The 17,731-nt window shown below is 47.9% G+C and carries 9 protein-coding genes; 5 read left to right on the top strand and 4 right to left on the bottom strand.

The genetic code is table 11. The features are described 5' to 3' along the window. Nucleotides 1–7: 7 nt before the first annotated feature. The 4 genes from M3085_RS11205 to M3085_RS11190 form a co-directional block, all read right to left on the bottom strand. Nucleotides 8–2,581, bottom strand: a complete 2,574-nt coding sequence (locus M3085_RS11205; RefSeq protein ID WP_249053024.1) for a glycoside hydrolase family 2 TIM barrel-domain containing protein — start codon at nt 2,579–2,581, stop codon at nt 8–10. A gap of 322 nt (nt 2,582–2,903) precedes the next feature. Then, the gene (locus M3085_RS11200; RefSeq protein ID WP_249053023.1) at nt 2,904–4,541 is read right to left on the bottom strand and encodes a DUF3857 domain-containing protein; all 1,638 of its coding nucleotides are present in this window, start codon (nt 4,539–4,541) and stop codon (nt 2,904–2,906) included. Between the two features lie 31 nt (nt 4,542–4,572). Beyond that, on the bottom strand, nt 4,573–6,531 hold the full coding sequence (locus M3085_RS11195) for a DUF3857 domain-containing protein (RefSeq protein WP_249053022.1): 1,959 nt from the start codon (nt 6,529–6,531) through the stop codon (nt 4,573–4,575). A 16-nt stretch (nt 6,532–6,547) separates the two neighbouring features. Further along, nucleotides 6,548–7,789, bottom strand: coding sequence for a hypothetical protein (locus M3085_RS11190; RefSeq protein WP_178257657.1), 1,242 nt, complete (start codon nt 7,787–7,789; stop codon nt 6,548–6,550). 86 nt (nt 7,790–7,875) lie between these two features. On the opposite strand from M3085_RS11190, the gene M3085_RS11185 reads away from it, so the two are divergent. The 5 genes from M3085_RS11185 (at nt 7,876) to prfA (ending at nt 17,718) form a co-directional block, all read left to right on the top strand. After that, nucleotides 7,876–9,540: a glycoside hydrolase family 10 protein gene (locus M3085_RS11185; RefSeq protein ID WP_249053021.1), complete on the top strand. Its 1,665-nt coding sequence runs from the start codon at nt 7,876–7,878 to the stop codon at nt 9,538–9,540. Between the two features lie 377 nt (nt 9,541–9,917). Next, entirely contained in the window at nt 9,918–13,112 is a 3,195-nt protein-coding gene (locus M3085_RS11180; protein WP_249053020.1) for a SusC/RagA family TonB-linked outer membrane protein, read from the top strand. Nucleotides 13,113–13,126: 14 nt separating this feature from the next. Then, nucleotides 13,127–15,154: a RagB/SusD family nutrient uptake outer membrane protein gene (locus M3085_RS11175; protein ID WP_249053019.1), complete on the top strand. Its 2,028-nt coding sequence runs from the start codon at nt 13,127–13,129 to the stop codon at nt 15,152–15,154. A gap of 219 nt (nt 15,155–15,373) precedes the next feature. After that, nucleotides 15,374–16,543 (top strand): AIR synthase-related protein, encoded by a 1,170-nt coding sequence (locus M3085_RS11170; protein WP_178257661.1) that lies wholly within the window; start codon nt 15,374–15,376, stop codon nt 16,541–16,543. Nucleotides 16,544–16,608: 65 nt separating this feature from the next. Then, nucleotides 16,609–17,718: a peptide chain release factor 1 gene (gene prfA, locus M3085_RS11165; RefSeq protein ID WP_249053018.1), complete on the top strand. Its 1,110-nt coding sequence runs from the start codon at nt 16,609–16,611 to the stop codon at nt 17,716–17,718. The last annotated feature ends 13 nt before the right edge of the window (nt 17,719–17,731 follow it).

Here is a 17,731-nt window from a genome sequence, read left to right as displayed (position 1 = left end):
AAAATATTTATAGTTTTCTTACTTTAATGCCGGATATAAATGGTTTTCCCTTAACAGCTTCCAGAGCGATGGTTATACAACCCTCCTCATTGCATACGATATACCGACGCTTAAAAGCTGTACGGTAACGTCCTCCATCGGCCGGAGAAAAGTTTGTTTCGACCTGTCTTCCACAAATAACAATATTGAAACGAGTTTCTCCTGCTGTTTCTTCGCTTTTATTTTTCCCCAACAGATTGGCAAGTTGCGCCGCCGGACGAGTTACATCAGCCATCAGCAACTCTACTTCATAGTTTCCGTCCGGAGCGTCAATCTTATAAGTAAATTCGCCTTCGCGCCGTGTCTGATAAAGCGGAACGTCTACCGTATTAACAATCTCGGAAGTAGTGCTGCGTGCTTCACCGCTTACGTATCCCCAGCTACCCGGAACATAAGGACGATCGGGAAGCCAAGTAAGGTTACTCAATGCCGAGGTAAAGAAACAGTTGCTTCCCACATTGATTGCCAGTTCATCTCCTTCCGATAAATCCGGGAGCGGACGGAAGTCAATGGTCATAACATCTTCTACCGGTTTATTCCCATAGACACCTTGTGCCGTCAATACGGAAGTTCCCACCGGAAGCACAACATTAAAAACAGCATGGCAATTATCGGTTGCCTGCTTTCCTGCCGACTCACCGTTTACAAATAACTCTACTTCCGGCAAATTGGAATAAAGTTTTATCTGCTGAGTTACACCTTCCTTTCCTACACGTACTTTCCAGTCGCGACTGGCTATCCGCAGTACCGGAATGTCTTTCCGCCACATCGACTTGAAATAATACGCCACGTCTTTAGGAGTACGGTCATTGTAAAACAAGCCTTTATTATTTACCCTCGGCATAGATTCCTGACGGGCAGCAACATTAAAATCGATAAAATTCCAGTAAGTACAACCGCTTATCCATTCTTTCTCCTCGATAAAAGGCAAATAATGTTCTACGTAAGTCTGCTGATATTCCATACTGAAATCGAAAGCCCGCCCTTCGGTAGTATGCAGGCGACGGTCGCTCCCCGCACCCCATTCGCTGATTATCATAGGGTGGTAAGGGTAACGCCGATGCTGGTCTTCACACCATTTATTAAAATCTTCCAGCTTATCGACATACCATCCCTGATACAGGTTCCAGCCTACCACGTCTTCTAAGTCAAGACCTATTTCATTATATAGGTTTGTCATGTTAAACGCCATCACGCTCACCCTACTTGAGTCTTCCTCTTTCAGCGCAGCTTCAAGCCGCTGCGCCAATGCCACGGTACGCTCTTTACAGGGCTGCCATTCCGGACTGTCGACCGGAGGAACCGTCAAAAGGATTTCATTCATATATCCCCATGCTATAATTGAAGGATGATTGTAATGCTGGCGAATCATTTCCCTTAAGTTCAGTTCGCAATTATCTGCATAACCCGGCGTATCGGGTACGATATTGATGATGGGGATTTCTTCCCATGCAAGCAGTCCCAGCTCATCACACATCTCTACTATCGCGTCATCTTGAGGATAATGCGAAATACGGATGAAGTTACATCCTAACTCTTTTATCAGCCGAATGTCGCGACGATGTGCCTCGTCGTCTAACGCTACGCCTACCGGAGCTTGGTCTTGGTGGCGATTCACCCCACGCAGTTTGTAAGGTTTCCCATTCAAACTGAAGCCTTTGTTTCCATCGAAAGCAAACCAGCGGAACCCTACTTTATTTGTCTTTTCATCAATGACCTCATTGGTTTTCGGATTAAGGAGTTGTGTTTTGACCTTATAAAGCGAGGGTGTTTCCGGCGACCACAAATCCGGGTTTGCAATTACATCCGATACGTAACCGAACTCGCGCGTTTCCCCCGCCTTCAGTTTTACTTTCTGTTTTCGGGTTTGCAACAAATCTCCCTGCGGACTGTAAATCTGATTCTGCACTTCGAGGGTGACCGCTGTCTCGGCATCGTTGGTCACCTCGCCTTTCACCTGAATCTTTCCGCGCTGCCCGTTCACTTCGGGCGTACTGACAAACACCCCGTCCGAGCCCATATTATCCATACGGAAATGCTGTTCGGGAGTAGACACCAACCATACGTCCCGATAAATTCCTCCCCAAAACGTAAAATCCGCTGATATGGGCGTTATGTCTTTCCTACCGTTATCGACCGTTATTTCTATGATATTTTCTTTTTGGATATAATCGGTCACATCTACAACAAACGCCGTATAGCCACCGGCATGACTGCCTGCCGACTTTCCGTTGACCGTAACCTCTGCCGCTTTACTCGCCGCATCTATTTTCAGATAATAACGACGGTGCGGGTCTACTTCGGGTAACGTCAGAACGCGCCGATACAGTCCTTTGCCTTGATAATAATTGGGCTGCCGGTATGCATCCAGATTAAACGTGTGAGGGATATTGACTGATGTCCATTCCGTATCCGCAGGTTTTCGGAACTCCCAACCGTCGTTGATGGTTTTCATTTCGCGTTGTGCAGACAAGGATACCGCTACCCACAGAGCCGTCATGAGCAACGTCCATTTTTTGTGTTTTATTCCGAGTTGTAACATAGATTTTCTTTTTAGGTTATTTGCTACAAATTTAAATTATTCGCGGCGTATTCCCAAAAGAGAAATGGATTAAAACTTAATTTTAAACCTTTTACGGCTTGGCAGGAAACCTGAAAAAAACTAACGGTAGAACAGGGCAACGCTATGGGTAGAAAGGGGCAACGCATCCGCATGGAATGAGTAACGCTAACGGTTGCGTTTTTCGGGACATTTTTTCACATAAAAAAAGCAGGAAGAAGTTTCTGCAAACCTCTTCCCGCTCCGTTTTTTATATACCGATTACGCGCGAAAAAGTACGGCTTTCATACGCTGCCGGCATATTTTAATCCATGCTGTCCGGTGAAATAAAAACCAACGTGTAGTTATTCTCGTCTTTCAATTCGCTCATCAAAGCATAAAATTCTTTATAATCGGCAGGAGTTACCAATAATTTGTCAATAACGAAAGTACAAGTTACTTTTACCTTTCCGTCTGCTTCCGCATACTTAAAAGCTATTTTACCGAAAGCGTTCGTAACCTCTTTATCGGTTTTCTTCATCCATGTCATGCCTGCGGGCAATTCCACTGTCGTTTCAACCGTGCGGTTATACTTTTGGGGAAGCAAGATATTCGCTAGAACAGACGTATTAGTGGCATACGAGTAAAATATCCCAAACGCCGGATTACGTCCTTCTGCCGTTGCTACGCAATAACCGTTGGGCAATGTCCGGATGCGCTTATCATCGGCTTTAAATGTATAAGAGGTAATGCTGCTTGATGGAGAGGATGTAAGTTCAACCGGATTGCCTTGCAGGTCGGTTACGGTCATATAATCTTTCAGAGCCGCCTCCTCCAATCCCTGCTGAGGAACTTTCGAAGCCATTAATTCGCTTTTGGCAAAAACGGAGACAATGCCGCTCAAGCCCATAGCGTCTGACTGCAACCGACATACCACAACCTCGGCATTCAGTCCTGCGGCACGTTGCAGAGCCACATCCAAGTTTACCAGTTCTGCCTGCGTACCGTATCCTGAACGAATTACTTCCGAAGCCGGACGCAAACGGTAGCCTGCCTCCTGCAAAGAAACACCCACCGTAGCCAGACGGCTGTACATGAGCATCATGTATTGACCGATGGCATCACGCTTCTTCTGCCTGTCATTGCCCGCATCCTTTGTCAACTCTACTGCTTTCGCTTTTACCGCCGCCTCATCTCCCAGAGCAAACTGTTCCCGAAGGTTCTTTAAGGCATCGGTGTACGAAGGATAAGTAGAAGCCACGACAACCGGCATCATGCCGCTTGCCACTTGTTGTACCGTGCTCATACCTTTTATATAAGATGAAGGGTAAGCGTACGGACGCGGCTCGACATTCTTCAACTTCCACTGCCAGCATACCTTGCCGTTGCCCGTATCCGTTTTTTGTGGACGCACGGAGCTGTTCAGCAACTCAGCATGAAGTTCTACCCCCGAAGGAACTTCCACCGTACATGTAAATTCTTTTATCGGACTAAGCTCACGCACGGGACAACAAACGTCCAGCGCAGGCAAATATCCGGCACGGCTGACGATGGAATAATCCAATACGATGGTTGCCCCCAACTCTAATCCGGTATGCACTACTACCATTTCTTTCAGGCGATTATATGCCGGAGCATCTTTCGCCGATGAAGGAAGCACCTCCACAAAAGCGTTATCGGGAGTTTTGACAATGGTTCCGTCTTTCTGCCGAGTGTATGATTCGTGTATTTTCAACTCCTGATACTGTGGGTCGTAAGTAATGAAAGTTTCCCCGTAAAGACCGTTCATCGCCGCATGTGTATAGAGTGTCAACTCTTTCTTAACCCGAAGCTCCTGACTGCCGTCGGCATGAAGCGTGTAATGTTTCGACAAAACGCGGAACTCAGCCTCGGAAGCAGCCCGTACGGAAGAAGCACAAAGCAGGAATACAAAGATTCCGATGTAAAAAGATAGTGTCTTCATCTGTATATTATTATCGTTTGTTGTTCTTAATTTACTTTTTAATCACAAGGTATTCACCGTAAGTCTTGCTTGTATTTACCGCATTACGGAAGTTCTCCCAATCGGATGCCTCGTAAACACGTTTCTTCAGTGCCAGACGGGTATTCAACTGTAGTTTGTTTCCGCTCTGCCGAAGCGTGCCTTCAAAATCGGCAGCCTGCCCGGATATTTCATCGTTCTTCGCTTCGTTCTGTAACTGATACCCCGCCGGGATACGGAGTGTTTCATCCAACTCTACCAAACGCGAACAAGCATCCTTAAAGGCATATTTACGAGTCTCAAGGCTCGTATCAATGCGCAAATAGCTCATTACCTGCGTATACAAATTATTCATCACGAAGGGTTTAAACACTAATTCGTCAGTACCCTTCATGGCATACGAAGGAATCTCATAGCGGAAAGTAATGCGGATGGGCGCTTTCTGGTAGTCTTTGGGGCTTTTCCCATAATCCACGCTTATCAGACGGGCTTTGGGAGAAACGTTCAGAAGCTGGCGCTCCATCGTGTTGCGCCATTCGCTCTGAAAGCCCGTAGTGAAGATACGGCGGATATTGCTGTCGCTTTGTCCCTCGGCAGTAATGGTAAACGAGCCTTTCAGCGTTCCTTTTTCATCGATTTGATTATCGGCATGGATACGCACGTAATGGTTGTCAGGAGCCGAAAGCGGAGTAACGCAAAGGTCTGAACCTTCGGGGATGCCGGGCAAATAGTTTTGTTGCTGTTCGGCACTGCTCCACAGCTCACGGCAGAAAGGCACCCACGTAGGGTCGAGCGGCATCAGTGTTCCATCCGACAGACGCACCACTGCCACGCAATGGTTAAAGTGGTCAGCAGGGATGGTTTCTACCCTACTGCCCGCCATCGTCATTGCGGGATAGGCTTCAAATCCAGCCATACGAAGGAAAGCTATCAGTGTGCCTGCGATATCCTTGCACACTCCACACCGGTCTGTATAGTTCATCTTCAGGTTATGAAGCGTAAAGCCTTCACCTTTTCCCATTGTTACTCCGGCATAGCGGATGTTGTCTGCCACCCAGTGAGTAAGTACGGCTATCTTTTCCATCTCTGTCTTTTTCCCTTTTATCAGTTCGTCTACCTTCTTCTGAGCTTCAGGAATAGCGTCAAAACTGCCGTAATCTTCGTTTACCTTATTAAACCAACGGGATTTCTCGCGCCAATCGGGGGTGGTAGACATCATCAGCTTCGGGGCTGCATCGAAGAAATCTACCATATTCGGCTCTTTGGCAAACGGCATCAGGTTATCCATTGCAAACGTATAAGCCTTGCCTTCTCCCTCAAAGCGTACCGATGAAGTACATGCACCTTGATAAAACTGATACTGCATGTCTTTCTCTTTCGGGATTACCACTTTATATACTTTGCGCACCGTGGGTTCGGTTGCCCAGAAAGGAACGATGTCGTAAAACTGTCCGCGCATGGGAGGTATGAAACGCGAATCATCGTCTGTCGGCAAATCGGCTAACAAGGCGTATGTAAATCCTTTCTTTTCTACTTCATAATCTATCACGTCTCCGGGACGAAGCGCACCTAACTCCAGCATGATTTGGCGTGCGCCCCAGTAAATGGCGCGGGCAGGAGCTACATAATCGCATGTCTTTGCCACATCTATTTCGGTAGAAGTGCCGTCGGAATGCCAAATGGTTACGCGACGGAACGCAGCGGCTGCCGTCAGAGGGTCGTAATCGTATTTCAAACCCCGGTTGCTTAACGCGCCTTTCAGGTTCTGTACTTTGATAACCTTACAGACAGCGAAAGAACCTTGTCCGGTGGGACGGACGGAAACATGGGTACTATCGAGCAACGTCACATAATCCGCACCGGCATATTCTTGCGACCCGGCGCGCTGTTCGTACATTTTCCACGATTGTCCCTGCACGGCGGCAGATGCAGTGAAAAACAACGCAAGCGTCAATAATTGTTTCTTTTTCATGGTCGTATTTTATTTATCAGAATTGGAAAAGCGCGGTAAACACGATACGGTTGTTTTTCACCAAATGGGTGTCGGTTACCCTTCCTTTAGCGTTATTCGTACCGTATGCTGCCCCGGTCCATGAATATTCGGCACCGAACTTCCAGTTGGGCAGGTTATAAGTCAGCTCTGCAGTGGCAGTGCCCAGTTGGTCTATCTTCGTTCCCGTACCGAGGATTCCGCTGACTTCATCCTTAGCACCTAAGTTTTTCAAGTATCCGGCAAAGATTCCTCCGCGCCACTTCTTTCCGTACATTACGCTTAGCCAAGTATGCGATACGCGCAAGGGGGTATATTCCTGTTCCCCGGTACGAGTGTCTACCGAAGTTATTCCGTAACCGCCGATGGTGCTCGTTTGGGTCAGGTTCGAACTAAGTACGGTTTTTGCTGCAACCATTAATTTGTTATAAGTATATTTCACATGGGCTTCGCCGGATACTCCCGTGATGCGTTCGGATACTTTATATACTGCATCGTTATACTCCGACTGTTTTCGGGGAGCGATGGAAGATACGTGTACGCCCGCACCCACAAGCAGTCCTTGCGACTTATAATCTGCTCCCACATAAAACTCCGGCACGCAACTGTTTTTAATAAACTGCTGGTGTTTCTGTGTGCTGGTGTTTCCCGTCTGGTTCGAGCTCGGACCAACGGAAAGATATTGCGACTGCCAGATGGCTGCCGCGGTCAGCACCCAGTGTTTCTGCGTAAAGCGGTAGCGTATCTGCGGAGCGCGGCTAAAAGGTTGGTAAGGCGCACCCATATTCAGATTCAATATTTCAGGAGCCACATCGCCATAGAGCGGATGCCAAGTCTGACCCACCAGTAATGCCGACGTTCCCCAATCAAGATTGAAATAAACGTGACGGATACGGAAGAGCGAATAGGTAGTGCCGGAGCCTCGGAAGTCGACTTCTACCTTCGCCGATGTTTTTGCCTTGCCCAGCATAGGTCCGGTAACGTCCAGTCCCAAACGGGTATACAGCGTATAGAAGTTTCCGTCGGGCTTGGCGTTGAGGTCTTCCCCGTTGGCATCGGGCGCAACGTCATTCGGATACATATAAAACAAACCGTCGACAGTTTCCGAGTTAGAACGGCTGTTATAAAACAAATCGGTACGCACCTGACCATAAAATTTGTAACCGAAGTCTTTTTTCTGTGCCGTAACCCCGGATGACACGGCAGCAAGCGCAGCAAGTAGAAGTATCTGTTTTTTCATATCTTTAGTTAATAAGTATTTAGAATCGCACAAAAGTAATAAATCCGCCAAATACTTTATATCTTTGCCCGGAAAAAATAAACCTCATGCGCAGACTTATAGCGATTATATTAATGGGAGTTTTTGCCATCTTGCCGATGCGCTCTCAGTCTAAATTCGAAATCCGTGCCGCATGGCTTACTACCATAGGCGCATTGGATTTTCCGAGTCACAAAGCCGGTTCGCCTCAAGGTATCCGCCGACAAAAACAGGAATTATGTAATATATTGGACGAACTGAAGCGGGCAAACTTCAATACGATTCTGCTTCAAACCCGCCTGCGCGGAGATGTTATCTATCCTTCGGCTTTCGAGGGATTCGCCGAATCGCTTACCGGGCATACCGGTGGAAATCCGCAATACGACTTGTTGGACTTTGCTGTCGAGGAGTGTCATAAGCGGGGAATGGAACTGCACGCTTGGATAGTAGCCATCCCGGTGGGAAACTTGCGCCAAGTGAAACTGCAAGGCAAGAATTCGGTAGTAAAGAAACACCCCGAACTCTGCAAGCAGTATAAGAAAGCGTGGTATCTTGACCCCGGAAATCCTGCCACGGCCGACTATTTGGCGGGAATTGTGCGTGAGATTGTGTCGCGTTACGATATTGATGGAATCCACTTGGACTACATCCGTTACCCTGAAGATGCCCAATCGTTCCCCGACCGGCCTACGTTTCGCAAGTACGGAAAAGGGAAATCACTGGAACAATGGAGGCGCGACAACATTACTTACATCGTACGACGGCTTTACACCGAAACCAAAAGGCTGAAACCGTGGGTCAAGGTAAGCAGTTCGCCGATAGGGAAATACAAAGATACGCCACGCTATTCTTCAAGGGGATGGAACGCTTACCAGACGGTTTACCAAGACGCACAGAAATGGATGGCGGAGGGTATTCACGACCTGATATTCCCGATGATGTATTTTCAGAAAAACGGATTTTATCCGTTTGCGCTCGATTGGAACGAGCATAAAAACCAACGCTGGGTAGTGCCCGGACTGGGTATTTATTTTCTGCATCCCGGCGAACAGAACTGGGCGCTCGATGAAGTGTGCCGGCAAATAGCGTTCACGCGGGAAAACCGATTGGACGGACAGGCTTACTTCCGTACACGATACCTGCTGGACAACACCAAAGGACTGTTCGACGAGCTAAAAGAAAGAATTTACATCTATCCCGCAGTTGTTCCTCCCATGACGTGGGGAGACAGCATCGCCCCGTCTGTTCCCGCTTGTTATACATTTAATATAGATAGTAAGAAGGCTACAATGGAATGGGGGGTATCGACAGACAATACGGCGGGTGGCGTTTACTACCGAATCTATGCTTCCGACTGTTATCCGGTAGATACGAATCTGCCCCAAAACCTGATAGCAAGCCGCATTGACAGCACCCGCTATGTTCACGCTCCCGCATTTCCGTGGCAGCAACGCATGTATTGGGCAGTGACTGCCGTCGACCGCTTCGGCAACGAGAGCCTCCCGCTGTCGTTCAACGCGCCCCGCGAAAACAGTCCGCAAATCTTTTCAAATCTCCTGCCTGCCATCCCTTCCGGCGCCACGCTCATCGTGACCGATGCCACCGGCGAAGAGCTGATGCGTCTGCCCTCTTCTGCCACCCAACTGCCCGACACGCTGGGGAAAGGATTCTTCCGCCTCACCCTGCTTATGCCCGATGGGGAAACCCGATTCATCGGAATCAGCGTCAGATAATACATTACTTTCTAAGGGATAAAAAGCCTGACTTACCGGATACAAAAATTCTATTCGGAAAGTCAGGCTTTTCTATGGGAAGAACCGAGTAACACATGCGGTAGAATCACCCAAAACATGCGGTTGCGTTTTCCGGCACAAACCGATAAATATATAGACCTGTTTTTCACGGTTTTACTCAACATCCTAAATCAGTCTGCCACGCTCCTCCGTTTTTCCGAAATATCTCCACACATTTATTTATATGGAGCACAAAACCAAAATTACAAAAAAAGTATGTGCTCATTCCTTTTTTTTGAAAGAATTAGTTGCACATCTATAAAGATATTAATAAATTTGACACGATTTATTTTGTTTTATCTAAAACTCTTTTAACTATGCTAAAGCATTGTAAACCTTTCGCAGCGCTGCTCGTGGGTTCATTCCTTATCAACGGGACAGCATTTGCGACATCTAATGAAGAACACAGTGTAAGGTCTGTTCAGCAAACAAGCACCTGCACAGGTACAGTCTTGGACGAGACAGGCATGGGTGTCATTGGGGCATCCGTAGTGATTAAAAACAACAAAACTACCGGTTCGGTAACCGACCTCGATGGTAAGTTCTCAATCCCAAACGTAAAGCGTGGTGATGTGTTGGTTATTTCTTACGTGGGATATAAGCCCATGGAAGTAACATGGGAAGGCTCTCCGCTGACCGTTACTCTGACACAAGATTCAGAGTTGCTGGACGAAGTTGTGGTAGTAGGTTACGGAACTCAGAAGAAAGTAAACGTAACGGGTGCCGTCTCAATGGTAGACGACAAAGTATTTGAGTCGCGCCCTGTACAAAACGTGGCTCAGGCTTTGCAAGGTCAAATTCCGGGCTTGACGATGAGCGTAGGAAACAGCGGAGGTACGCTGGATAGCGAATTAAATTTCAGTATCCGTGGTAGCGGTACTATCGGCACAGGTTCAAGCGGTAGCCCGTTGGTACTTATCGACGGTATCGAAGGAAACATGAATACGGTTAACCCGAACGATATTGCCAGCGTATCTGTATTGAAAGACGCTTCTTCGGCTTCTATCTACGGTGCGCGTGCGGCATTCGGTGTAATCTTGATTACCACCAAAAACGGACAGTCTGGTAAAACCCGTGTCAACTACACAGGTAACGTGCGTTTCTCTACTGCCATCCAAGTACCTGAAATGATGAACTCGTTGGATTTTGCCAACTATTTCAATGCGGCTGCCACCAACGACGGTAGTGCCCCGGTGTTCAATGAAGAAGCCATGAACAATATTAAGACTTATCTGTCAGGCGGATTCACCGATCCCACTCAACCGGAATATTACGGTACTACCATCAACCCGCAAACCAACCGCTACCGCAACTACGACGGTGCGTTTGCCAACACCGACTGGTTCCAAGAGTTTTATCGTAAGAATGCCCCTGCTCATGAGCATAACTTGAGCATCAGCGGCGGTTCAGACAAAATGACTTACATGCTGAGCGGTAACTTCTTGAACCAACTTGGTTTGCTGCGCCACGGCGAAGATAAGTTTAACCGCTACACATTGAATGGTAAGTTCAACTTCAAGATTACAGACTGGTTGACTGTGAACTATACAACGAAATGGACACGCGAGGATTACGACCGCCCCACCTACCTGACGGCTTTGTTCTATCACAACATTGCACGCCGCTGGCCGACCTGTTTCGTAATAGACCCTCACGGACATTACGCTGCCGATATGGAAATCATCCAGTTGGAAGAAGGTGGTAAACAGAACGACCAGAAGAACTGGAGTACCAACCAGTTGCAGGTAGTAATCGAACCTATCAAAGACTGGCACATCAATTTGGAAGGAAGTATGCGTCAGTATCACCGTGCATACGGTTGGGCTGTATTGCCTATCTACGGTTACGATGCTTCTAACGAACCTTACTTGCTTTCATGGAGCGGTGGCGCTGCCGGATACAGCGAAGCACAGGAAGTACGCGAAGCTGAAGACTACTTCTCTACCAACCTTTATACGGACTATTCAAAAACCATCAACGGACACTACTTTAAAGTGTTGGCAGGTTTCAACGCCGAACTTTACCGTGGAAACAATTTGAGCGGTTTCGGAACGGACCTTATCACACCTACCGTGCCGCAACTCAGCACCACACAAGCCAACCAAGAAACCAGCAACGGCGCCAACGAATTAGCACTTGCCGGATTCTTCGGACGTATCAACTATAACTGGAACGAACGTTACATCTTTGAAGCAAACCTTCGTTACGATGGTTCGTCTCGTTTTCTCGGTGACAAACGTTGGGGACTGTTCCCATCTTTCTCTGCCGGTTGGAACATGGCACGCGAACCGTTCTTCGAACCTTTGAACAAATGGATTAACACCTTTAAACTGAGAGGTTCATGGGGACAGTTGGGTAACAACGAACTGGAAAGCTACTATCCTTTCTACCAGTCTATGCCTACCGGTGTCAACAGCACGTCATGGCTCATCAACGGTCAAAAACTGAATGCAGCCGGTTTGCCGGGCATCGTAAACAGCCTCTTTACATGGGAAACCATTGAAAGCTGGGATATCGGTTTCGACTGGGGAGCATTCGACAACCGCTTTACTGGTTCGTTCAGCTACTACAACCGTATAACCAAAGACATGGTGGCAGCCGCTCCTCCCCTCCCGGGTATCCTCGGTGCCTACTCTCCCAAAATGAATAATGCCGACTTGAAGTCATACGGTTGGGAAATCGAGGTATCATGGAGAGACCGCATCGCAGATTTCAATTACGGTATACGTTTCGTATTGGACGACAACCAACAGAAAATTACGAAATATTATAACCCGACAGGCGATTTGAACTCGTATTACGTTGGCGAAAAGATAGGTGAAATCTGGGGTTACACCACCGTAGGAATCGCGCAAAGCCAAGAAGAAATGGATGCTCACTTAGAGAACAACCGCCCGAACTGGGGAAGCGGCTGGCAGGCAGGTGACGTAATGTACAAAGACCTGAATGGCGACGGCATCGTTAACAGCGAATCGCAAACGCTGGATAAACATGGAGACTTGAGCATTATCGGTAACAACACTCCGCGCTACAAGTTCGGTTTGACACTGGACGGACAATGGAGAGGATTCGACTTCTCGTTATTCTTCCAAGGTGTAATGAAACGCGACTACTGGTTAGGCGATACTTATTTCTGGGGAGCTCAGGGAGGTATGTGGCAGTCGTGCGGATTCACACAACACTTGGATTACTGGACAGAAGATAATCGCGATGCTTACTATCCGCGTCCTTACTTCAATACGACTAAAAACCAGCAGACCTCAACCGGTTATCTGCAAAATGCAGCTTATTTACGCTTGAAGAACGTGCAGGTGGGTTATACATTCCCGAAGAAATGGATGGACAAAATCGGTGTTGAATCTCTCCGCCTTTACTTCTCTGCCGACAACGTATTTACCGTCAGTCAAATCAGTGGCGTATACGACCCTGAACTGTTAGGCGGAGACTGGGGTTCGGGTAAACTTTATCCGTTGCAACGTACGTGGTCGTTCGGTCTGAATGTTAACTTCTAAATAAAAGAAACAGTATGAAACTAAATATAAAAAACATATCTCTCTATTCGCTCCTTTGTTTGAGCGGAGCGGCGTTGACCTCTTGCGAAGATTTTCTGGACCGTCAACCCATTACCAGCGTGACTCCCGAAGCCTATTTCACCACGGCAAGCCAAGTGGGAGCATACGTAAACAATTATTACAATGACTACTTGCAAAATTCGCAAGGACAGTCATTATACCACGGGTCAGCTTGGAACGCGGGTATCGCCAATAACGACCAATACACTGACAATTTTGTAGAAGGCGATGTGTCAAACGGAAGTAACTTGGCGTACTTCAACGGGCAATGGGAATCCTCAGCCGGACAAAACCTGATAACAGACTACGGGCGCATCCGTGTATGGAATTACCTCATCACAACGATTGAACCCAAATTAGAAAGCATACAGGACGATGATGGCAACCTGACTCATTACCTCGGCGAAGCATACTTTTTCCGTGCCATGGCTTACTACAACGCATTGGTGAAGTTCGGCGACCTGCCCATCATCACTGAAGTTTTGCCTAATGAAGAAGGCTACTTGCAAGAAAATTCCGTGCGTGCTCCGCGTAACGAAGTGGCTCGCTTCATCTTGTCGGACTTGGATGAGGCTATCAAGCGACTGAATGATGCGGGATTCCAGAATAATCAGCGCATCAACAAGCAAACGGCTCAACTGTTTAAATCGAGAGTGGCTCTGTTTGAAGGTACATTTGAAAAATACCATCAGGGAACAGGGCGTGTGCCGGGCGACTCAAATTGGCCGGGAGGTACATTCGAAGGTAACATCCAAGATGAAATCAATTTCTTCTTTGACCAAGCAATGGCAGCGGCCAGCGCCGTAGCTGATTACTCCGGACTGACACTGACCGAAAACAGCCATGTCATCAATCCCGAATACGGAGAGATTTACGGCTGGAATCCTTATTTTGAAATGTTCAGCCAACCTTCGTTGAGCAGCGTTCCCGAAGTATTGTTCTGGAAAGAATACAACAAATCGCTCAGCATCAGCCACGATGCCCCCAACCGCCTGAAAGTAGGAGACAACGACGGTATTACCCGCAGTTTCATTACTTCGTTCCTGATGAAAGACGGTCTGCCGTTCTACGCCAGCTCCAACTATCAGGGCGATGAAACACTGGACGAAGAATTTGCCAACCGCGATGAGCGTCTGCAACTTTTCGTATGGGCGGAAAGCACCGTGATGAAAACCGACCCTACCGAACAGGGTATTGCCGAATCAGGCGAAGTTGAACTTTTCGAAAAGCCGCTCATCACCAACAGTGCCACCCAGAACTTGGACCGCACGGGTTACCGTCAGCGCAAACATTATACGTATGACTATACCCAATCTACCAGCGATGAATTGTTGGGAACCAATGCTTGCCCCATTTTCCGCGTGGCAGAGGCTTACCTTAACTACATCGAGGCTTGCTACGAACGCACAGGACAGATTGACACGAAAGCCGACGGATATTGGCGTGCGCTCCGCCGCCGTGCCGGTGTAGACGAAGATTATAACAAAACCATCGCTGCTACCGACATCAACAAGGAACTGGAACTGCAAGACCTGAGTGCATGGTCAGGTGACGGTCCGGTAAACGCAACAATCTTCAACATCCGCCGCGAACGCCGCTGTGAATTTATCGGCGAAGGAATGCGCTGGGATGACTTGAAACGCTGGCGTTCTTGGGACAGACTGTTCGAACATCCGTACATCCCCGAAGGATTCAATCTCTGGGATCAGGCTTACCAGAACTATACAGCTGAAACGGCCGGAACCGGAAACGGCGTATTGGTAGCAGACGGAACAACCAATGCCAACGCATCGCCCGAATCGGTAAGCAAATATTTGCGCCCCTATCAGCGTACACAAACAAACAACGACCTGTACGACGGATACACATGGATGAAGGCTTACTACCTGACACCCATCGGAATACAGGAACTGACTTTGGCACCGCAAATGTATCAGAACCCCTACTGGAGTTCAGAAACTGCAGGATTGGCGCTCGAATAAAAACATACAGAAAACAATTAAGCTGAGACCTACCAAAGGTTAATCATCTATGTAGTCTCTTTCCTCCGTGAGGAGGGAAGGGACTTTTTTTATGCAGACATCACGATGATGTTTAAAAGTATAAATCGCATTAAAAATCGCCAACTTTATGGATATACGCAGAATTATAGCTAAATTTGCATATTTGATTAAAACAAACATATATATCCTATTATACTCATGAGCAACCAACGATACATGCAACGCGGCGTTTCCGCATCAAAAGAAGATGTACATAACGCCATTAAGAATATTGACAAGGGTATTTTTCCGAAAGCATTCTGCAAAATTATCCCCGACATTTTGGGCGGAGACCCTGAGTACTGTAACATCATGCACGCCGACGGAGCGGGCACGAAGTCTTCGTTAGCTTACCTTTACTGGAAAGAAACCGGCGACCTGTCGGTGTGGAAAGGCATCGCTCAGGATGCGCTGATTATGAATATCGACGATTTGCTCTGCGTGGGAGCAGTGGATAATATCTTGGTTTCGTCTACCATCGGACGCAACAAGCTGTTGGTTCCGGGCGAGGTTATCTCTGCCATCATCAACGGCACAGACGAACTCCTTGCCGAACTGCGCGAAATGGGCGTGGGCGTTTATGCCACGGGAGGTGAAACTGCCGATGTGGGCGACTTGGTACGTACCATCATCGTCGACAGTACGGTAACCTGTCGCATGAAGCGCAGCGATGTGATTGATAATGCCAACATCCGTCCGGGCGACGTTATCGTGGGATTGGCTTCGTACGGACAAGCCACTTACGAAAAAGAGTATAACGGCGGCATGGGCAGCAACGGTCTGACCAGCGCACGTCATGATGTATTCGCCAAATATCTTGCCGAAAAATATCCGGAAAGTTACGACCATGCCGTACCCGAAGAACTGGTTTACAGCGGACAGTTAAAGCTGACCGACGCTGTGGAAGGCTCACCGCTTGATGCCGGAAAACTGGTACTGTCTCCTACCCGCACGTATGCCCCTGTGGTAAAAAAATTGCTGGATGCGCTGCGACCGCAGATTCACGGCATGGTGCACTGTTCGGGCGGCGCACAGACCAAAGTGCTTCACTTCGTGGGAGACAACTGCCGCGTAATCAAAGACAACCTGTTCCCCGTACCTCCGTTGTTCCGCACCATCAAAGAACAGAGCGGAACTGACTGGGACGAAATGTACAAAGTGTTCAACATGGGTCACCGCTTGGAAGTGTACTTATCGCCCGAACATGCCGAAGAAGTCATCGCCATCAGCAAATCGTTTAACATCGATGCGCAAATCATCGGACGCATTGAGGAAAGCGACCATAAGGAACTGATTATCCGCAGCGAATTCGGCGAATTTAAATATTAATATTCTGTTTAAGTTTGTGGGCTTCAAACGACTGACTTGCCCACAAACTTAAAATCTTCAAAACAATGACAGACAACAATACATTATTAGAAAAGTTAGACGGACTGGTTTCGCGCTTCGAGGAAGTTTCGACACTCATTACCGACCCTTCGGTGATTGCCGACCAAAAGCGGTACGTAAAGCTGACCAAAGAGTATAAAGAGCTGGGCGACATCATGGAGGCACGCAAAGAATACCTGCAATGCCTGAACGGGCTGGAAGAAGCCAAGATGATGATGGCAGAAAGCGACCCCGAAATGAAGGAAATGGCACGCGAAGAAGCGGCTACCTGCGAAGCACGCATCCCCGAACTGGAAGAGGAAATCAAACTGTTGCTTGTTCCTGCCGACCCGCAAGATGACCGCAATGCCATTCTTGAAATACGCGGAGGAACAGGGGGCGACGAGGCTGCCATTTTTGCCGGCGACTTATTCCGTATGTATTCAAAGTATTGCGAATCGAAGGGCTGGAAATTGGAAGTTTCGAGCGCCAACGAGGGAGCTGCCGGCGGATTTAAAGAAATCATCTGTTCGGTTACAGGTGAAAAGGTTTACGGAACGTTGAAATACGAATCGGGCGTTCACCGCGTACAGCGTGTACCTGCCACGGAAACGCAGGGGCGCGTACACACCTCTGCGGCATCGGTAGCCGTCCTGCCCGAAGCCGAACCCTTTGACGTGGAAATCAATGAGGGAGAAATAAAGTGGGACACATTCCGAAGCGGCGGAGCCGGCGGACAGAACGTAAATAAAGTAGAATCGGGCGTGCGCCTGCGCTACAACTGGAAGAATCCGAATACGGGAGTAGTGGAAGAAATCCTCATCGAATGTACCGAAACCCGCGACCAACCCAAAAACAAAGAACGTGCTTTGTCGCGCCTGCGTACATTTATCTATGACAAGGAGCATCAGAAGTACATCGACGACATTGCTTCGAAACGGAAAACGATGGTGAGCACGGGAGACCGCTCGGCAAAGATACGCACTTACAATTACCCACAAGGACGTATCACCGACCACCGCATCAATTACACCATCTATAACTTGGCTGCCTTTATGGACGGAGATATTCAAGACTGTATCGACCACTTGATAGTAGCCGAAAACGCAGAAAGATTAAAAGAAAGCGAATTGTAACAGTATCTGAATA

This window comes from Bacteroides caecicola, from assembly GCF_023337095.1.
GTDB classification, from domain to species: domain Bacteria; phylum Bacteroidota; class Bacteroidia; order Bacteroidales; family Bacteroidaceae; genus Phocaeicola; species Phocaeicola gallinarum.
This window is presented reverse-complemented; position numbering and strand designations above follow the sequence as displayed.